The organism is Neoaquamicrobium sediminum, from assembly GCF_040970315.1.
In the GTDB taxonomy this organism is placed as follows: domain Bacteria; phylum Pseudomonadota; class Alphaproteobacteria; order Rhizobiales; family Rhizobiaceae; genus Aerobium; species Aerobium sediminum.
In genome coordinates, this window is the sequence record NZ_JAZHFV010000016.1 from 1 (window position 1) to 18,989 (window position 18,989).

15 protein-coding genes are annotated in these 18,989 nt (G+C 62.0%); 5 read left to right on the top strand and 10 right to left on the bottom strand.

Going from position 1 to position 18,989, the window contains the following annotated elements:
- The 3 genes from V1479_RS24910 to V1479_RS24920 all read left to right on the top strand — a co-directional run.
- On the top strand, positions 1 to 210 hold a 210-nt coding region (locus tag V1479_RS24910; RefSeq protein ID WP_368805210.1), incomplete at its 5' end, for a hypothetical protein.
- 363 nt (positions 211 to 573) lie between these two features.
- A complete protein-coding gene (locus V1479_RS24915; RefSeq protein WP_368805212.1) occupies positions 574 to 2,949 on the top strand; it encodes an AGE family epimerase/isomerase in 2,376 nt (791 codons plus the stop codon).
- A 189-nt stretch (positions 2,950 to 3,138) separates the two neighbouring features.
- Positions 3,139 to 3,372: a DUF6894 family protein gene (locus tag V1479_RS24920; protein ID WP_368805213.1), complete on the top strand. Its 234-nt coding sequence runs from the start codon at positions 3,139 to 3,141 to the stop codon at positions 3,370 to 3,372.
- A 40-nt stretch (positions 3,373 to 3,412) separates the two neighbouring features.
- Here V1479_RS24920 and urtE read toward each other — a convergent pair whose 3' ends face one another.
- The 5 genes from urtE to urtA all read right to left on the bottom strand — a co-directional run bounded on the left by urtE (position 3,413) and on the right by urtA (position 9,089).
- Entirely contained in the window at positions 3,413 to 4,108 is a 696-nt protein-coding gene (gene urtE, locus V1479_RS24925; RefSeq protein WP_368805214.1) for an urea ABC transporter ATP-binding subunit UrtE, read from the bottom strand.
- Positions 4,109 to 4,110: 2 nt separating this feature from the next.
- A complete protein-coding gene (gene urtD / locus V1479_RS24930) occupies positions 4,111 to 4,857 on the bottom strand; it encodes an urea ABC transporter ATP-binding protein UrtD (RefSeq protein ID WP_368805215.1) in 747 nt (248 codons plus the stop codon).
- Positions 4,858 to 4,860: 3 nt separating this feature from the next.
- A complete protein-coding gene (urtC, locus tag V1479_RS24935) occupies positions 4,861 to 6,084 on the bottom strand; it encodes an urea ABC transporter permease subunit UrtC (protein ID WP_368805216.1) in 1,224 nt (407 codons plus the stop codon).
- Positions 6,081 to 7,727: an urea ABC transporter permease subunit UrtB gene (gene urtB / locus V1479_RS24940; RefSeq protein ID WP_368805239.1), complete on the bottom strand. Its 1,647-nt coding sequence runs from the start codon at positions 7,725 to 7,727 to the stop codon at positions 6,081 to 6,083. Before urtB ends, urtC begins: the two co-directional genes overlap by 4 nt.
- A 75-nt stretch (positions 7,728 to 7,802) precedes the next feature.
- On the bottom strand, positions 7,803 to 9,089 hold the full coding sequence (gene urtA / locus V1479_RS24945; RefSeq protein ID WP_438620904.1) for an urea ABC transporter substrate-binding protein: 1,287 nt from the start codon (positions 9,087 to 9,089) through the stop codon (positions 7,803 to 7,805).
- A 319-nt stretch (positions 9,090 to 9,408) separates the two neighbouring features.
- Between urtA and V1479_RS24950 the strand changes: the two genes are divergently transcribed.
- Together V1479_RS24950 and V1479_RS24955 are read left to right on the top strand one after the other, a co-directional pair.
- Positions 9,409 to 10,245 (top strand): inositol monophosphatase family protein, encoded by an 837-nt coding sequence (locus V1479_RS24950; RefSeq protein ID WP_368805217.1) that lies wholly within the window; start codon positions 9,409 to 9,411, stop codon positions 10,243 to 10,245.
- A 91-nt stretch (positions 10,246 to 10,336) separates the two neighbouring features.
- Positions 10,337 to 12,340 (top strand): diguanylate cyclase domain-containing protein, encoded by a 2,004-nt coding sequence (locus V1479_RS24955; protein ID WP_368805218.1) that lies wholly within the window; start codon positions 10,337 to 10,339, stop codon positions 12,338 to 12,340.
- A gap of 21 nt (positions 12,341 to 12,361) precedes the next feature.
- Here the strand turns inward: V1479_RS24955 and V1479_RS24960 are convergent, their stop codons facing one another.
- The 5 genes from V1479_RS24960 to V1479_RS24980 form a co-directional block, all read right to left on the bottom strand.
- The gene (locus V1479_RS24960) at positions 12,362 to 14,002 is read right to left on the bottom strand and encodes an MFS transporter (protein ID WP_368805219.1); all 1,641 of its coding nucleotides are present in this window, start codon (positions 14,000 to 14,002) and stop codon (positions 12,362 to 12,364) included.
- A gap of 109 nt (positions 14,003 to 14,111) precedes the next feature.
- Positions 14,112 to 15,923 (bottom strand): AMP-dependent synthetase/ligase, encoded by a 1,812-nt coding sequence (locus V1479_RS24965; protein WP_368805220.1) that lies wholly within the window; start codon positions 15,921 to 15,923, stop codon positions 14,112 to 14,114.
- Between the two features lie 8 nt (positions 15,924 to 15,931).
- Positions 15,932 to 16,741: an ABC transporter ATP-binding protein gene (locus V1479_RS24970; RefSeq protein WP_368805221.1), complete on the bottom strand. Its 810-nt coding sequence runs from the start codon at positions 16,739 to 16,741 to the stop codon at positions 15,932 to 15,934.
- 5 nt (positions 16,742 to 16,746) lie between these two features.
- Positions 16,747 to 17,922 (bottom strand): ABC transporter substrate-binding protein, encoded by a 1,176-nt coding sequence (locus V1479_RS24975; RefSeq protein ID WP_368805222.1) that lies wholly within the window; start codon positions 17,920 to 17,922, stop codon positions 16,747 to 16,749.
- Positions 17,923 to 17,945: 23 nt separating this feature from the next.
- Positions 17,946 to 18,989: a branched-chain amino acid ABC transporter permease gene (locus V1479_RS24980; RefSeq protein ID WP_368805223.1), complete on the bottom strand. Its 1,044-nt coding sequence runs from the start codon at positions 18,987 to 18,989 to the stop codon at positions 17,946 to 17,948.

Here is an 18,989-nt window from a genome sequence, read left to right on the forward strand (position 1 = left end):
GTGTTCCTTTCAGCAGGAGTTGGTGTCGACAACCAAACCCTACCGGAAAGCGCCGATGACCGCCGCGCTAACCAGCTACACCACGTCTCGGGACGTCACCTTCAGCCCCTGCTGGCTGATCGTAAATCCGGCAAAAGCCGGGTTCTCCAGCAAGGCGGCATGGATGTCGGCAGTCGACATACGAGAAACGCCCCTTCCACCCTGGCGTGAATAATACATAATCACCTCGTCAGGGCAAAGTTCCGCATAGCGAAAGTTCGCCGGAAAATATTTGCTTCAGATCAAATGTCGTGACATCGTCTTCTGTCGCGGACATTAAGCAATAAACGGAAGTTAATTTCGGACTTCGCAGCACGGCCAAGCAATTCAAAGACGTGCGTTTCCAAACCGATGGATTTTTGATCATGGCAAAAACCTCCATAACGCTCGGATACATGCCCAGACCACCGCTCACATCCCCCGATTAGGGTATGCATCTACGGCGCGATCGTTAGTGTTCAGGCTTTAATCCAAGTTCCCCACGCGCTCGCGAAAACGCAGTTTCATTGTCTTGCAAGCGCGGAGGGGCTGACAATGGACCATGCTACACCGACGGACGCAGACACCACCGTCGCACCCGGATTGGATACAGCCAGGCTGGATCGCCGTTCGCGTCGGCCGCTGGGCAAACGTTCGGTCGCCGCTTCTGACGCGGTTGTTGTATGCGTGCTTTGCGGCGGCAGCGGATCCCGTCTGTGGCCGCTATCGCGCCGTGACCGCCCCAAACAATTCCAGACACTGACCGGCGGAAAGTCGATGCTCGCCAAGACGCTCGACAGGATGCGCGCCGGCAGGGAGGCGGATACCGCCATCGTCGTTATCGGCGCCGCCGAGCATGAAAAGGCGCTTCTGGAGGCCGTCGAACCGCATGAGCCGTCGACTTGCCAGGTCATTCTGGAACCCATGCCGAAAAACACCGCAGCCTCCGTGGCGATAGCCGCCAGGCATGCGCTTGACGACGGCGACAGCGATCCGTTGATGCTCGTCGTCCCCGCGGACCATGAGATCGGGCCAGACAACCTGTTCTGGGAAACCGTCGCCGACGGCATGGACGCGGCCCGCGAGGGCAAACTCGTCGTATTTGGCGTCAGGCCGACACGTCCCGAAACCGGCTATGGCTACATTCAGATAGAAAGAAAAGCCGACCAACAATCCCCCCGTTTCCTGCGTTTCGTGGAGAAGCCGGACGAAGCGAAGGCGGCGGCTTTTGTGGCCGACGGCAACTATCTCTGGAACGCTGGCATCATCCTTTGCAGGGCATCTTCCATTCGGGATGCCTTCGAGAGGTTGCAGCCTGCGATATGGAAACGGGTTGGCAAGGCGTATGAGACCGCTGCGAAGCGGGGCCGGTCAACATTGCTGCCGCAAAACGTGTTCGCGACCATTCCACCCATTTCGGTCGATCACGGAGTGCTCGAGCATTTTGCCGACATAGCGGTCGTGGAGGCACGCTTCCAGTGGAGCGACGTCGGATCATGGGAAGCGCTCTTCACGCTCGGCGATCCGGATGCGAACGGCAATGTGGTGATGGGCGACGTCGTCTCACATGATTGCCACAGCTCATATATTCGCAGCGATGGTCGTCTGGTTGCAACCATCGGGCTTGAAGGCATCACTGTGGTGTCGACGGCGGATGCCACGCTCGTGGCCAAAACGTCGCGTGTCCAGGACGTTCGCCTCATTGCCGAGCGCCTCGAGCAACAGGCTCGCGCAGAGTTGCGTTCTCCCCCGCAGATCGGACTGGAGCCCGCGTCTCCACGAATGCGGCTGCGGTGTCGGCGCTGGTTGACGGACGAGGCACTTCCATTCTGGGGTCGTCATGGCGTCGACCACGTTCATGGGGGGTTCCATGAAGCAGTCGGCCTCGATGGTACCCCCATCATGAAGCCCAAGCGGATGCGCACGATGGCGCGGCAGGTCTATTCCTTCGCCGTCGCCGCCAGGCGTGGATGGTATCCTGATGCCCGGGAACTCGTCGCACACGGGCTCGACTTCCTGCGCAGCCATGGACGGCGCGCGGACGGCGGCTGGGTCAAGCTTCTCGATCCCGCAGGCGCGGTCCTGGACGGCGCGGGCGATGCCTACGACCAGGCATGCATGCTCCTTGCCCTCGCACATGCCTATCGCTGCGGATTTGCCGAAGCCAGGGACCTTGCCGACGAAACGATGGCATATGTCGATGGCGTGCTCGCCGACCGGCGGTCCGGCGGCTTCCATGAGGATGATGCAGGTACGCTACCGCGACGGGCGAACCCGCATATGCACCTGCTTGAGGCGTTTCTCGCCTGGCACAAGGCGACCGGCGAGACCTGCTGGCTGGAACGGGCGTCGGCGATCGGCGACCTCTTCAACCACCATTTCTTCGACAGCGAAACCTGGACCGTCGGGGAGTATTACGACGCTGCATGGCGCCCGATGCCGGGGCAGCAGGGAGACTGGACCGAGCCGGGCCATCATTTCGAGTGGTCGGCGCTGCTTTGCGAACTGGCAGCATGCTCGGATTGGAAGGACCAATCACGTGCTGCGTACAAGATTTACTGCTCCGCGCTCGCCAGCGGAACCAATCGGCTCACCGGTCTCGCTTTCGGCGCAGTGAGCCGCAATGGCAAGGCATTAGACCGGATTTCAAGGAGCTGGCCACAGGCTGAAGCCGTCAAGGCGGCAATAGCTCTCGACCAGGCGGACGAATTGCAGCTCGCCCGGGAGGTGGAGGAGCGAATGGAACGCATCTTCCGCACTCACCTCTCGCCCGCAAAATCAGGTCTGTGGCTCGATCGCATTGCCGAAGACGGTACGCCGGTAGCAACCGAGGTCCCTGCGAGCATTCTCTACCATCTCGTCACAGCCTTTAACCGCTACCTTGAGTACCGATCGACAGCAGCAGACACCAACCGTCCTGCAAGTGCATGACAGCGGAACTTTATCCACGTCTAACACAACCAGCGCAGTGAAAAATTCTTGCAAAGGCAAAGGGCCGATGTTTCAATTCCTGTGGGATTGGAGGCGGGGTGTCCATCCTTAAACTGACCCGGAAGCAGATGAACTGGGGTTAATCCCGGCAAGCTATGCTTGTGCGAGATTGTTTAAGGGAAGCTGGATATGCCGCATTTCTACTTTGATACGCGGAGCGGCGATGAAGTCCTCTTGGACGAGTCGGGGCATGAATTCGCCAGCGTTGAAGATGCCAGGCAGACGGCAGTCTTCGCATTGCTCGACATGGCGCGTGAAAAAGCCACCAACCCTGATCGATTGGATCTCGCGATTGATGTGAGGGGGGACGCGACCGTGCTGTTCCGGACACGCATCTCGCTGGAAGTAAGCCAAGAGACTTAGGCGAGCGGATAAACCGCCAAGCTTTTCGGCATGCTTTGCCTCACAGCATCAGATGACGGCGCACAGCTGGATCGTCGAGCCCTGACGCGCCACCCGAATACACGATCTGGCCCCGATCCATGATCGCGACGTGGTCGGCGAGTTCCCGGCAAAAGTCGAGATATTGCTCGACAAGCAGGATCGTCAGTCCAACCGTGTCCCGTAGATAAGTGATAGCCCGCCCGATATCCTTGATGATGGACGGCTGAATCCCTTCAGTCGGCTCGTCCAGCACCAATAGCTTGGGTCGCATCACCAGCGCGCGACCAATGGCAAGCTGCTGCTGCTGGCCACCCGAGAGGTCGCCGCCCCGCCGTCCGAGCATTTCCTTCAACACCGGGAAAAGTTCGAAGACATGGTCGGGAATGCTGCGCTCTCCGCGCTTCAGCGGTGCGAAGCCTGTTTCGAGATTTTCGCGCACCGTCAGAAGCGGGAATATTTCGCGCCCCTGCGGTACGAAAGCGATACCCGACCGGGCGCGATCGTACGCCGCGCTCCGGCCGAGCATCTTCCCCTCTAAGGAAATCGAACCGCTGCTAAGCGGATGGTGGCCGACGATGGCCCTAAGAAGACTGGTCTTGCCGACGCCATTGCGGCCCAGCACGCAGGTGATCCTGCTCTGTTCGACGTCGAGCGATACGCCGCGCAGCGCCTGCGCGGCGCCGTAGTGGAGGGTGGCATCCTGGACGGCAAGCATGCTCATCTCCCCAGATAGACCTCGACCACGCGCTCGTCGGACGACACGAAATCGAGCGAGCCCTCCGACAGTACGGAGCCCTCGTGCAGGCACGTGACCTTGACGTCGAGCTCGCGCACGAAATGCATGTCGTGCTCGACGACGACGACGGAATGTGTACGCGCGATCTCCCGGAGCAAGCGGGCGGTTTCCGCGGTCTCCGCATCGGTCATGCCGGCGACCGGCTCGTCGACCAGAAGCAGCTTCGGGTCCTGTGCGAGCAGCATGCCGATCTCGAGCCATTGCTTCTGACCGTGCGAAAGGTTCTCGGCGAAATCCTGGCGGCGATCTTCGAGCCGGATCGTGGCAAGAATTTCCCCGATCCGCGCTTTCTCCTCGCTCGACTTACGGTGAAACAGGGTCGGGAAAATGCCGCGCTGACCCTTGAGGGCAAGCAGCAGATTGTCCTCCACGGTATGACTCTCGAAGACCGTCGGTTTCTGGAATTTCCGTCCGATCCCCATCGTAGCGATGTCGGCTTCGTCATGCCGGGTCAGGTCGATGCTACCGTTGAAGAACACCTCGCCCGTATCCGGCTTCGTCTTGCCGGTGATGATGTCCATCATCGTCGTCTTGCCGGCACCGTTGGGCCCGATGATCGCGCGCATCTCGCCCTTGTCGAGCACCAGGGAAAGATTGTTGATCGCCTTGAACCCGTCGAAAGCGACCGACACACCGTCGAGATAGAGGATCGTGTCAGTGCGTGGCATGGTTCACTCCGCCGGCTGTGGTTTTGCCGAGCCCAGGTCGGGCGACGGGGCGTTCACGCGGGCGCGAACGATCTTGTCCGCCACAAGCTGTTTCGCCTCCGGCGGTGTGCCGCCTTCATCGCGTGCGCTGCGGCTGAGCCAATACTGACGCAATTGCCCGATGGCACCGACGATGCCGCGCGGCAGGAAGAGTGTTACCGCGACGAACAGACCGCCAAGCGCGAATAGCCAAAGTTCCGGATAGGCAGCCGTGAACCACGACTTTGAGTAGTTGACGAGCACGGCGCCGATGATCGGGCCGAAAAGCGTGCCGCGCCCGCCGATCGCCGTCCAGACCACGACCTCGATCGAATTGGCCGGCGCGAATTCGCCGGGATTGATGATGCCGACCTGCGGCACGTAGAGCGCGCCGGCAATGCCGGCGATGACGGCCGAGACGACGAAGGCGAACAGCTTCACATATTCGGGCCTGTAGCCGATGAACCGGGTCCGGCTTTCCGCATCGCGGACCGCCACCATAACCTTGCCGAGCTTGGATCGGGTGATCGCCGAACAGATCAGGAGCGAGGCGGCAAGCGCCAGCGCGGTTATCGCAAAAAGTGTTGCCCGCGTGCCTGTGGCCTGAATCGGATAACCGAGGATGTCCTTGAAATCCGTAAGCCCGTTATTGCCGCCGAAACCCATGTCATTACGGAAAAAGGACAGCATGAGCGCATAGGTCATCGCCTGCGTTATGATGGAAAGATAAACGCCGGTCACCCGCGAGCGGAACGCAAACCAGCCGAACACGAAGGCGAGCAGGCCGGGTACCAGCATCACCATCAGCATCGCAAACCAGGCCTGGTCGAAGCCCCACCAGTACCAGGGCAGTTCCTGCCAGTTGAGGAAGACCATGAAGTCGGGCAGGTCGGGATTGGCGTAGACGCCCCGGTCGCCGATCTGGCGCATCAGGTACATGCCCATCGCGTAGCCGCCCAGCGCGAAGAACGCCCCGTGGCCGAGCGACAGGATGCCGACATAGCCCCACACCAGATCGAGCGCGAGCGCGAGCATCGCATAGGTGAGATACTTGCCCAGCAGCGCCACCATGTAGTTGGGCACGCGCAGCGGGTGGCCTACTGGCAGCAGCAGGTTCGATGCCGGCACGAGGATGGCGATGGCCAGCAGGATTGCGGCCACCCACAGGATCTTCCCGCCAAGCGCGTTGAGGAGGCGTTGGGTGATCATGCTTCTACCGCCCTCCCCTTCAGCGCGAACAGGCCGCGCGGACGCTTCTGGATGAACAGGATGATGAAGACGAGCACGAGTATCTTCGCCAGAACCGCGCCTGCATAGGGCTCGAGGAATTTGTTGACGACGCCTAGTGTCAGCGCACCCACCAGCGTGCCCCACAGATTGCCGACGCCCCCGAACACGACCACCATGAACGAGTCGATGATGTAGCCCTGCCCGAGATTGGGCGAGACGTTGTCGATCTGCGAAAGCGCTACACCTGCCAGCCCGGCGATGCCGGAGCCGAGACCGAAGGTCAGCGCGTCGACCCAAGGGGTGCGGATGCCCATGGAAGACGCCATGCGCCGGTTCTGCGTGACCGCGCGCATCTGGAGACCAAGCGCCGTGCGCTTCATCACCACCAGCAGGATGGCGAACACCGCAAGGGCGAAGAGCACTATCCAGAAACGGTTCCACGTTATGGAGATGCCGTAGAAATCGAACGATCCCGACATCCACGACGGATTGCCGACCTCACGGTTAGATGCGCCGAAGATGCTCCGCACGGCCTGCTGGATGATCAGCGAAAGCCCCCAGGTGGCCAGCAACGTCTCCAGAGGGCGGCCATACAGCCACCGTATGATGCCCCGCTCGATCGCGATGCCGATGAGCGCGGTGACGAGAAACGCAACTGGAAGCGCGAAGGTCAACGTCCACTCGAACAATCCGGGAAACGACGTGCGAACGATGTTCTGGACGACGAACGTCGTGTAGGCGCCGATCATCACCATTTCGCCGTGGGCCATGTTGATGACGCCCATCACGCCGAATGTGATGGCAAGACCGATCGCCGCCAGCAGCAGGACCGAGCCGAGCGAGATGCCGTACCAGACGTTCTGGCCGACATCGAGCAGGGCCAGATGCCGCTCTATGGCCTCGATGCCATCCTCGATCGCGGGCCTGACATCGTCGCCGGCCTGCCCGAGCATTGCCGTCAGAATGCCGAGCGCGGCACGGTCACCGCGTGCGCTGATCGTATCCACGGCCTCGGCGATCTGTTCAGCCGAGGCATCGGTTTTCAGGATCGAAGCGGCTCTTGCCTGCTCCATCGTCCGGCGAACGCCGGCATGTTCCTCCTGCGCCAATGCCTCGTCGAGCAACGCCAGGTTGTCTGGCTCGGCGGTGTTGAACATCGCCTCGGCGGCACTTCGGCGTGTTGCAGCACTGTCGCTCATCAGCGTGAGCTGGCCGATGGCGGCACGCACAGCCCGACGCAGGCTGTTGTTGACGCGAATGCGCTCGACCGCGCCTTTGGACGCTTCGCCGGCGGTCTCTGCCGTCAGCGCATCGGTCAGTCGGACGATGTCGCCCGCAGGAGCGATGGTCACCACCTGCCCGGTTTCTTCGACAACGTTGAGTTCGCCGGCTGCGAGCGCCTCCAGCAAAGGCACGAGCCGCACGTCTCCGGTCGCGGCAAGCTGGGCGACAACCTTGCCCCGATCAGAATAGCTTCCTTCGGGAAGCTGGCGCACCAGTTCCTCGACGGATTGCGCTTGCGCCGCGAGCCCTGAAAACACGACCGCAAGTACGGCAATCGCAAGGAAAGCGATCCTTGATTGGACGATGCCGGGAATGCTCCGGATATATGGCGTGACCATGCGCTTCATCGCTTCTTCCCGCGAAAGGCCGGGTGAAGGCGCTGCACGTCGCCTTCACCCACGACCGTCATGAGGCTACATCGAGCCTCCGCAGCTCTTGGTCTCGGTGTTGTAGTTGCCGCAGTTGACCGGGTCGGTCCAATCGGCCTCCAGCACCGCGGATTCGGGCAGGTAGTCGGACCAGGCATCGCCCGGCACGAGGCCTTCCGTCTCCCAGACGACGTCGAACTGGCCGTCATCCTGTATCTCGCCGATCAGCACGGGCTTGGTGATATGGTGGTTGGGCAGCATAACGGCAGTGCCCCCGGTGAGGTTCGGAACCTCCACGCCGACGATCGCATCGATCACTGCATCAGCCTCGGTCGACTGAGCCTTTTCGACCGCGGCCGCCCACATGTTGAACCCGATGTAATGTGCTTCCATCGGGTCGTTGGTCACGCGATCCTCATTGCCGATGAAGGCATGCCAGGTCTCGATGAACGAGGCGTTCTCGGGCGTGTCGACCGACATGAAGTAGTTCCACGCAGCCAGGTGGCCAACGAGCGGAGCGGTATCGAGGCCGGCAAGCTCTTCCTCGCCGACGGAGAACGCGACCACCGGAATGTCTTCCGCCGCGATGCCCTGATTGCCGAGCTCACGGTAGAACGGAACGTTGGCATCACCGTTGATGGTCGACACGACGGCGGTCTTCTTGCCGGACGAGCCGAAGTTCTTGATGTCGGAAACAATGGTCTGCCAATCAGAATGACCGAACGGCGTGTAGTTGATCATGATGTCTTCGGCGGCCACACCCTTGTCCTTGAGGTAGGCCTCGAGGATCTTGTTGGTGGTCTGCGGATAGACATAGTCGGTGCCGGCCAGCACCCAGCGCTCCACGCCTTCCTCGTTCATCAGGTAGTCGACGGCGGGGATGGCCTGCTGGTTGGGCGACGCGCCTGTGTAAAACACATTGCGCTGGCTTTCCTCGCCCTCGTACTGCACCGGATAGAACAGCAGCGAGTTCAACTCCTCGAACACCGGCAGCACGGACTTGCGGCACACTGAGGTCCAGCATCCGAAGACGGCATCGACCTTGTTGACCTCGATGAGCTCGCGCGCCTTCTCGGCGGCGAGCGGCCAGTCGGAAGCGATGTCGACGACGACCGGTTCGAGCTGCTTGCCGAGCAGGCCGCCCTTCTTGTTCTGCTCTTCGACCAGCATCAGCATGACGTCTTTGAGCGTCGTCTCGGAGATCGCCATCGTGCCCGACAGCGAATGCAGTATGCCGACCTTGATTGTTTCGTCCTGCGCGGCAGCCGGTCCGGCCTGGGCGAGCATCGCGGCGAGAGCCGCGGCCCCAAGCAACCGGCGGGTAGATCCCATTTTCTCGATCATGGCGCCTTCCCCTTTCGTAATTTTTGCACCGCAATACGAAAAGCAGAATGCGTGCCAGATGACGTGGGCACGAGCCAAGTCTCAAGAAATCAGTAATTTAGCAATAAAACGCATCGTGGCCGCGCCGGTGCCGGAAGCCTTGAAGACGAAGTAACTGCCTAATAATGTGCACGTGCACAATAATTATGCTCCAAGCCTTGATCGGTGCTCTCAGGCTTCGTCATAGCGGCGTCATCTGCCATGAATATCGGGGCGGAAACCGGGACCAGCCGGAACCACAGGCATCATCGGCAGGGAATGCGGGAACATGCAGGACAACGAAGTAGCGGCACGTCTGGAACTGGCTCAAGCGGTCGCGCGCGAGGCAGGCGGCATGGCCATGTCCTATTTCGCCAGACGCGACGAGCTTGCCATCGAGACCAAGGCCAATCCGCAGGATGTCTTTTCAATTGCCGACCGCAACGTCGAGACCCGCATCCGCGAAATGGTTGTCGACGTCTTTGCCGCCGACGGGTTCCTGGGCGAAGAGTTCGGCGTGACCGAAGGCTCCAGCGGCTTCACCTGGGTTGTCGACCCGATAGACGGAACCAGCCCCTTCATCTTCGGCCTTCCAACCTGGTGCGTATCGATCTCGTTGCTGCACGAAGGTCGCACGGTGGCGGGCGTCATCTACGCACCGCCGACTGACGAGATGTTTGCCTGCATGAAGGGTGCGGGGGCGACCCTAAACGGCCGACCGATGAAGCTGGATGCCGAAACCACGCTGAGTACCGGGCTGACGGGGCTTGGCGCCAATTTCCGGGTCCCGCGGGAAACGATTTTGAATTTCGTCGATGGGCTGATGGCGATCGGCGGTGTCTTCATCCGCAACGGCTCCGGCGCGCTCATGCTGGCGCACGTAGCCGCCGGCAGGCTGGTCGCCTACTACGAACCGCACATGAATTCGTGGGACTGTCTCGCAGGCATGCTCATGGTGCGGGAGGCAGGCGGCTGGGCTGGAGAATTTCCAGATGGCGACAGGTTGCTCGACGGCGGGCCAGTTCTCGTGGCCAGCCCCGGGGCGAAAGATCAGTTGCAGGAACTCGTGGCCTCCACGACGACCCCGGCCCAGCCGGCACCGGCCACAAACATCAACCATTCATGAAACGTTGACCATCCTCGCAAACCCTTGGTTTCTAGATCGCTGATAGAAGCGACGCAGGGACACGGACAGGAAACGTCTGGAGGGGTTGCATTTGCTGTCAAAATTTTCCAGCGGTCGCCAGAAGAAGCTCTACGTATTTCTTCTGGCCTTTGCTCTGGCCTGTTTGTTCCCGATTATCACCGTCACCGGCATAGGTGTCTGGAAAACCAGCGAGGCCTACAGGCAGACAGCGACCGCGCGGCTTGACGACACCTCGAAAACGCTTGCACGAGCGGTTGAGGCCGACCTGGATGGGCGCTTCGCATTGCTTCGACTGCTTGCCTCCGTTGCAATGAAAGTCGACGGAGCCGAGACGTCCGGGCTTGTTTCCGGTTCCTTGATCGATGATGTCGTTGTCGAGGGCGACGTCCGGCTTTTCGGCCAGTCAGAGGACAAGGATATGGTGGGGGCTGCCGGATTGGCCCGCAGCCTGGCAAGCCGGGCGATAGCAAGCGGCCATCGGACCGTTTCCAACCTTGCAATGGAAGAAGGCCCGGCCGATGGACGCGTGTCGCTCGCCATGCCCTTCGACAGCGGGCCGAACGAGCGAAGCGCAATTGTCTTGAGCGTAAGACCGCAGGACCTGGTAAAAGCGCTGCAACAGCGGGGGCACGCGCTCAACGGCATCCTCGTGGCTGTAACCGACGGCAATGGGCGCATACTCGCCCGTTCGCGCGACCCCGAGCGTTTTATAGGGAGCCTGGCACCGGACTGGGACAAGCTCGTTGCCATCGGCGATGACGACGGAGCTTTCGAGGCCGTCACCAAGGAAGGCGGCACGGTCATGATGACCTTTCAAAGGCTGGACGGGACACCGGGGTGGGTTGTCGTCGTCGCCGAACCGCTGGCCGTGTTCAACGCGCGATGGCGCAATCCGCTAGTCGGCCTGCTGATCGGTGGCTTGATCGCCATAGCTGCCACGGTTGCTGCTGCAATCTGGATCGGCCGCCTTATCCTCGATCCCGTCAACGCGCTTGCAAGAAACAGCGCGGCAATTGCGGCGGGCGCCGCTCCTGACAATTTGCCTTCGATACCCCGGTCGTCGATCCGCGAATTCGAGACGTTGCGCCGCAGCGTCGAGGCCGCGGAAAAAACCCGGCGCGAAAGCGACCGCCGCTACCGAACGATGAGCCGCGCCGGCGCGTTGGTGATGTGGCGCTGGCAGGATGGCGCCCTCGTATGGATTGCCGGCTGGGAGGAACTGACCGGTCAGCCCCAGGAAAACGCGCTGGGGACAAACTGGCTTGAAAGCATACACCCCGAAGACCGGCAAAGCCTGCTCGTTGCAACCTCCACAAGCGAGGCGCAGACCCGGCAATATCTCGACCTCGAGTTCCGCGTTCGCGACGCCGATGGGCAATGGCGATGGGTTCGCGACAGAGGCGGTGCGGTGCTCGACGAGAACGGTGCCGTGCTCGAGTGGGTCGGCGTGCTTGAGGATATCGACCTACGCAAGCAGTCAGAAGCCCGCATCGCCCACATGGCGCGTCACGATTCGCTGACAGGCCTCGGCAACCGCGTCACGCTCCGCGAGCGGCTGAAGCCGGCAATCCGGCGGGCGCGGCGCGGTGTATCCGGCGCTCTTCTGGGCCTCGACCTTGACCTCTTCAAGCAGGTCAACGACACGCATGGCCACGCAGCGGGCGACGAGCTGCTCTGCGAAGTTGCCAACAGGTTGCGCGCGTGTGCAGGCATGGACGATCTTGTTGCACGGGTCGGCGGCGACGAGTTTGCCATCGTCCAGCAGGAAGGCGAGCAGCCCGAAGTCGCCGCCGAGCTGGCCTATAACATCGTCGAAGCGGTGAGCGCACCCTATTATGTGGACGGTCGGGAAGTCGTGATCGGTGTCAGCGTCGGCATCACTTTGATCGCTGATCCCGAGACGAGCCTGGATGACCTTCTCCGAAGGGCCGACAAGGCGCTCTACCGCGCGAAGCAGAACGGTCGCGGTCAGGTCTGCATTTATGAGCATGACCTGTTGCTCGGGGAGATCGCTGCTCGGATCGATGAAAGCAAAGGCAAGGGCGCAGGGCCGGCCCAACAAAAGGCCGGCTGATCGACCTGTGACGCGTTATCTTCAGCCTCGCTGGTGCAGGTCCGTCATGCCCTTGGGTTGACCATCGCGCGCATGCCGTCCCGTCGGCCGCTCGATCATGCGCCACACACGTGGCGGCTTTTCGCCGGCATGCAGGCGCCTGATCTGATCGCCAACGATGGCATCGGCGTGGGTAAGCCGCTGGTTGTAGCGCACATATTCAAGCCATGTCGGCAGGTGATAGGCCTCGATCCAGTGCCGCGGATGCTCGAGGTCGCGCGTCAGGCTCCAGCGCCTCGCGCCGTCCCGTTTACGGATGCGCCGGCGCTCGGCCATCATCTCCACAAACTCCCGCGTGTCCTTTTCGTCGATCTCGTATTCGATCATGATCTTCACCGGGCCACTGCGCGGCGTGAGGTCGAGTTCCAGATGCGGCTGCTTCCAGCGGTTGAGCGGGTCGAGGTTGAGCGATGCCAGCGCCGGCAGGGCCAGCCGACCGACACCCATGGCCGCGCCGAAAAACATCACGCCGGCCGCGAACCACAATGCGACGTCGGTGCCGTAATCTTCGGCCGCATGCCCCCATACCCAGCTCCCGAGCGCCATGCCGCCGAAGGTCGCCATCTGGTACAGCGACAGCGCGCGGCCCACGACCCAGCGCGGCGTCGAAAGCTGCACGGTGATGTTGAACATCGAAAGCGCAATGACCCAGCAAGCGCCGGCGACCATCAGTGCGATGCAGGTCAACCATCCGAACGGACTTTCGGCGATGGTCAACGCACACAACGCGAAGCTCGCAAATGCAAGCCGCGCGATCCACTCGGTCGAAAGCCGCTGCCGCAACAGTCCGCTGATGAATGCGCCACCCACGGCACCGACGCCGAACGCGCCGAACAGAACGCCGTAAAGCAGCGCCCCGCCTTGCAGCAGATCGCGCGTCACGAGCGGCAGCAGCGCCACGACCGAGATCACGGCGAAGCCGAATACGAAGCCGCGCAGCAGCACCTTCTCGATATTGGGCGACATCGCCATGTAGCGAAGGCCGGAACTGATGGCGAGGCCAAGCGGCTCGGGCGGCAGGCTGTTGTTGCCGGTGGGCGGCTTCCAACGCAGCAGCACAACGATCAGGGCCAGATAGCTCACGGCATTGATCGTGAAGGCCGCCACGGCCCCGAAGGCGGCCACGATGACGCCGCCGAGCGCCGGGCCGACGCTGCGCGTGAGGTTGAACCCCATGCTGTTGAGCGCGACCGCGGCCGGCAGATCGGTCCTCGGTACCATGTCGCCGACGGAAGCCTGCCAAGACGGATTGTTGAGTGCCGCGCCGCAGCCGATCAGGAAGGTGAAGGTCAGAAGCAGCCAGGGCGTCATAAGCCCGCTATAGGCGGTCAGTGCCAGCACGACCGAGACAAGCAGCATGAAGGTCTGCGCGACGAGCATGACCTTGCGCCGGTTGAAATTGTCGGCGATCGCGCCGGACACGAGCGCGAACAGCATGATGGGCAGCGCCGTCGAAGCCTGCACCAGCGCTACCATGTCTGCGGATGACGAGATGATGGTCATCATCCACGCCGCACCTACCGTCTGGATCAGCGAGCCGAGATTGGTCGCGAGGCTGGCGAGCCAGATCGAGCGGAATATCCGATGCTGGAAGGGGGCGAGAGTGGGAAAGCGTTCAATCACGGCAGGTCTGGCGGCTTGGCTGGACGGCTCGCCCGCGAGGACTCGCCGAGGTGCAGCCTAGCCGGGAATGCCGGCGAAGCACAGAGCGATCGACTGGGCCAAGCCTCTATCAGGCTGCCGTGTAAAGTCCTTCGATCTCGCTGGCGTATTTCTTCTGGATGTTGGAGCGGCGCACCTTCATCGTCGCGGTCACCTCGTCATCATCGTGGTCCAGCTCCTTCGCCAGCAGGTGGAACCGGCGGATATGCGACACCTGCGCGAGCTGCGCGTTGGCCTCGGCGATCTCGCGATCGATGAGGTCGCGGACGGCTGGATTCTCTGCGAGATTCCTGAAGTTCGTATAGGCGATCTTTTCTTCCTCAGCCCATTTGCCGACCGTCTCGTAGTCGATCTGGATCAGGGCGGAGACGTATTTGCGCGCTTCGCCGATGACGATGCATTCCTTGATGTAAGGGCTGCCCTTGACCGTGTTCTCGATCTCGGATGGGCTCAGGTTCTTGCCGCCGGCGGTAATCATGATGTCCTTGAGCCGGTCGACGATCTTGAACTGTCCGCCTTCTTCTGCAACCACGTCGCCCGTATGCAGCCAGCCATCGCGCAAGGCCGCGGCGGTCGCTTCCTCGTTCTTGTAGTAACCGACGAAGACAGTCGGGCCGCGCACCAGCAGCTCGCCATGATCGCCCATCCGCGCTTCGACGCCAGCCGCTGCCGTACCGACGCAGCCCGGCACCAGATGTTCCGTCTTCTGGCCAAGCGCCACCCCGCTCGTTTCCGTCGCGCCGTAGACCTCGACCAGCGGCACGCCGATCGTGCGGAAGAAGCGGACGATCTTGGGCGAGATCGGCGCAGCGCCCGTCATTGCGACCCGGGCGCGGCGTAGGCCGATATAGTTTTGCAGCGCGCGGAAGACGAGAAGATAGGCGACGCCGTAGCGCAGCTTCTCGCCCACGGAACGCTTGTTCCGTGGTTTTTCGGCTAGCGGCTCGCAGGCTCGATAGGCCCATTCGAAAAGGCGTCGCCTGAACCCGCCCGTCTCCAGCATGCGGATGTGGATCGACGAATGCAGCTTCTCCCATATCCGCGGCACGCCGAGGAACATATTTGGTGCCACCTCGCGCAGGTCTTCCTGCACCGTACGGATGGATTCGCCGAAATTGATCTGCGAGCCGAGATAGACCGGCGCCATCAGCGTCGTCATCTGTTCGGCCACATGGCACAGCGGCAGGTAGGAGAGATGGGTGGCGCCTGAATCGAGCGCCAGCCGTTCGGTGATGGCGATCGCCTGCGCGCGTATGTTGCCATAGGACAGCATCGCGCCCTTCGGCTTGCCGGTAGAGCCGGAGGTGTAGATCATCAGTGCGATGTCGGAGAGGCCCTGCCGCGCCAGCGCGCTGTCGACGAGATCAGGATTGGCCTTGCGATGCGCGGCACCGCTCTCTTCCAGCTCGGCGAAAGAAACCACAAGGTCGGCCGGGTAGTTTCGCATGCCCTTGGTCTCGACCACGACGATGCGCTTCAGGAGAGGAAGCTGCGCGCGCACCTCGATCACCTTGTCGACCTGCTCCTGATCCTCGCAGACGATGATTTCCGCATCGGAGTGTTCCAGCACATAGGCGACCTCGTTCGCCGGGCTGGTCGGATAGACGCCAATGGTCACCGCCCCGACGAGGCCCGCGCCGAGCTGCGCCAAGACCCACTCGACCCGATTTTCCGAAAGCACGGCTACGTGGCCGCCATCGCCAAGCCCCAGCGCGCGAAAGCCATGTCCTGCATCCGCCGCGCGGTCGAAATAGGCTTTCCACGACACCGGATTCCAGATGCCGAAATCCTTCTGCCGCACGGCGATCCGTTCTGGCGAACGCACTGCATGCTCGCGCAGCATCTGCGGCAGGGTTAGTTCGGGAAAGCTTGGCACTGTCATCGGCACCCTCAGGAAAGCCAGCGCTTGCGGCGCTTGTAGTGTTTGACGTCGCGATAGCTCCTGGCGCCCTCGCCGCCGCTCATGCCGAGGTAGAACTCGCGCACGTCCTGATCGCTGACCAGTCTTTCCGTCGGCCCGTCGAGCACGATCTTGCCGGTCTCCATGATGTAGCCGTAGTGGGCCACCGCGAACGCAACCGCTGCATTCTGTTCGACCAGCAGCATCGACACGCCGGTCTCGCGGTTGATGCGCGCGATGATGCCGAAGATTTCCTCGACGAGGATGGGCGACAGACCCAGCGATGGCTCGTCGAGCAGGATCAGCTTCGGCTGGGCGATCAGCGCCCTGCCGATCGCGAGCATCTGCTGCTCGCCGCCGGACAGGTAGCCAGCGCGACCATGTCGGCGTTCGTAAAGCCGCGGGAAGTAGCCATAGACGACGTCGAAGGAAGTGGGTTTCACGCCACGACCGGACAAGGCGAAGGTCGCAGCGGTGAGGTTTTCTTCCACCGTCAGATCTTCGAAGATCCGCCGTCCCTCCATGACATGGAAAAGCCCACGCCGAACCAGGCCATGCGGCGTGTCGTCGGCGATCGCCTTGCCGTCGAAGGTGATTGAGCCGGCGGTCACCGCCCCGTCTTCCAGCGACAGAAGGCTCGAGATCGCCTTGAGCGTGGTCGACTTGCCGGCGCCATTGGAACCGAGGAGCGTGACGACCTTGCCACGCTCCACGGTCAGCGATAGGCCGCGGAGCACCTGGATCGTCTTGTTGTAGACGACCTCGATGTTCTCGACCGAGAGGATGGTATCCGCGGCCACGATGCCTACTCCTGCAGGCTGATCCAGTCGGAGACGGGCTCCATCCGCTTGTCGGCGGCATCATACTGGTAGATGCGGCCGACCGGCACTGTGTTGCCGGGAACGGAGATCGGCACGCCGATGATGCCGCCGGTATCGAAATCCTCGATCGTGTTCAGCGACGCCTTGAGGTTTTCCGCCGTCAGCTCGTTGCCGGCCTCCAGTGTGCGCTTGGCCGCTTCGGTCATGAGCATCGCCGTGAGGAACCCCTGCATGTAGCCGGTCGCCTGATATTCCGGGCGCATCTCACGGATGCGATCGAGCATCGGTGCGTCTTCCTCGTCGTAGTAGTAACGATAGGGCATCACGCCCATGAAGCCGTCGGCAACCTCGCCAACATCGGCCCAGATGCTGGAATCCATCGACCAGAACGTGCCCATGAACTTGGTCTCGAGGCCGAGCTGCTTGGCCTGCGTCATGAACTCCGGCAGCGGCGCGAGGATGTAGCCATGGAAGAGCGTGTAGTCCGGCCGCGCGCGCCGCAGCTTCAGCACTTCGGTCGAAACATCGACCGCACCGGGCGGCGTGATGATCTCCTCGACGATCTCAAGGCCGAGCTCGGCGGCGCGGGCGCGTGTCGACTCGATCGGGTCGCGGCCGAACTCACTGTCGGAATTCACCGTGACGATCCGCGCGCCCGGCTTCTCCTTGGCGATGTATTCCAGAAGGATCGAGAACATCTCGCTGTAGTCCGGCCCCGCGATGAACTGATACGGGAAATTCTCAGGATCGTTGATCTCGCTGGCGAAGGACGCACCGGCCATGATCATCGCGTTGCGGCGGATGAGCTCCGGGTTGATCGTGCGCGAAAAGGCGGTCGAGTCGCCGTAGTAGAGATGCATGTTCTCGTTCTGGCTGGTCAGCTTGTTGAAGACCGCCACGGACTGGTCGACCTGATAGCCCGTATCCTCGTAGGCCAGCCGCACCTGACGGCCGTCGATGCCGCCCTGCTCGTTCAGAATCTTCAGATAGTCCTGGATACCGGCCTCGATGGCGACGCCGGCAAAGGCAAAGACGCCGGTGAGCGGGATCGAGCCGCCGATGACGATATCTTCCTTGTCCTGCGCAAAGGCAAGTGTGCCAAAGGCCAGCGCCGACGATGCAGCGAGCGCAAGCAATGTTCTCTTGGTGATTCCGGACATTTCAAACTCCTCCACGGTTTTGGTTATTTCTTGAACGGCCAGAGATGGAAGAACCTCCGTATCCTCTGGACAATCTCCGCCAGACCCTGCGGCTCCAGCACGAGAAAGGCGATGATCAACCCGCCGAACGCGACAGTGCGGATTGGCGACAGAAGCGTTGCGGCGTTGCTGACATAGGGAGAGGCAATCTCCACACCGAAACGCAGTATCTCCGGCACCAGCGTCATGAACGCCGCGCCGATGACGCCGCCGAGGATCGAGCCCATGCCGCCGACGATGACGGCGGCGAGATAGAAGATCGACTCCACTATGGTGAAGCTTTCCGGGCTCACCGAGCGGAAGAAATAGGCCCACATACCGCCCGCGACACCGGCATAGAAGGATGAGATCGCAAAGCTCAGGAGCTTGTAGCGCAAGAGCGGAATGCCAAGCACCTCGGCCGAGATGTCGCGGTCGCGGATTGCGATGAATGCACGCCCGACGCGCGTGCGGAAAAGGTTCGCCGCACCCAGCACCATCAGCGCTGCGATCGGCACGAACAGCCAGTAGAGCTGGAAGTAGGTGGTGAGCTGCGTGCCGAAGAAGGTAGCCGGAGCGACGTTGATGCCGCGCGAGCCGCCTGTGACCGAACTCCAGTTGACGAAGAAGAACTGGAGTATGATCGACGCACCGATTGTCGCGATCGCAAGGTATAGGCCCTTGACCCGCAGGCTGGGGATGCCGACGAACACGCCGACAAGCGCGGCCAGCGCGCCGCCGGCGACGAGGTTGACAAAGAACGGCGTGCCGACGTTCGCCTCCAGCCACGCGACGGTGTAAGCGCCAACCGCCATGAACGCGCCCTGCCCCAGGCTGACGAGGCCGGTATAGCCGGTGAGGATATTGAGGCCCGTCGCGCTGGCGACGTTGATGGCGACGAGGCAGGCAAGATAGAGCCAGTAATTGTTGAGCACGAACGGTGCTGCAATCAGAACCAGCGCGAGGACGCCCATCCACGCCCACTGAGTCCGCGTCGAAAGCAGCGCCTCGTCGGCCAGATATGTCTCGTTGGCTGTCGCTATGCGCAT

Bases quoted from the DNA above. Each gene is read 5' to 3' on its own strand.
- V1479_RS24950 (WP_368805217.1), top strand. From the start codon at position 9,409: ATGCAGGACAACGAAGTAGCGGCACGTCTGGAACTGGCTCAAGCGGTC.
- urtB (WP_368805239.1), bottom strand. From the start codon at position 7,727: ATGGTCACGCCATATATCCGGAGCATTCCCGGCATCGTCCAATCAAGG.
- urtC (WP_368805216.1), bottom strand. From the start codon at position 6,084: ATGATCACCCAACGCCTCCTCAACGCGCTTGGCGGGAAGATCCTGTGG.
- V1479_RS24965 (WP_368805220.1), bottom strand. From the start codon at position 15,923: ATGACAGTGCCAAGCTTTCCCGAACTAACCCTGCCGCAGATGCTGCGC.
- V1479_RS24975 (WP_368805222.1), bottom strand. From the start codon at position 17,922: ATGTCCGGAATCACCAAGAGAACATTGCTTGCGCTCGCTGCATCGTCG.
- urtE (WP_368805214.1), bottom strand. From the start codon at position 4,108: ATGCTTGCCGTCCAGGATGCCACCCTCCACTACGGCGCCGCGCAGGCG.
- V1479_RS24915 (WP_368805212.1), top strand. From the start codon at position 574: ATGGACCATGCTACACCGACGGACGCAGACACCACCGTCGCACCCGGA.
- urtA (WP_438620904.1), bottom strand. From the start codon at position 9,089: ATGGGATCTACCCGCCGGTTGCTTGGGGCCGCGGCTCTCGCCGCGATG.
- V1479_RS24920 (WP_368805213.1), top strand. From the start codon at position 3,139: ATGCCGCATTTCTACTTTGATACGCGGAGCGGCGATGAAGTCCTCTTG.
- urtD (WP_368805215.1), bottom strand. From the start codon at position 4,857: ATGCCACGCACTGACACGATCCTCTATCTCGACGGTGTGTCGGTCGCT.
- V1479_RS24980 (WP_368805223.1), bottom strand. From the start codon at position 18,989: ATGCGCATAGCGACAGCCAACGAGACATATCTGGCCGACGAGGCGCTG.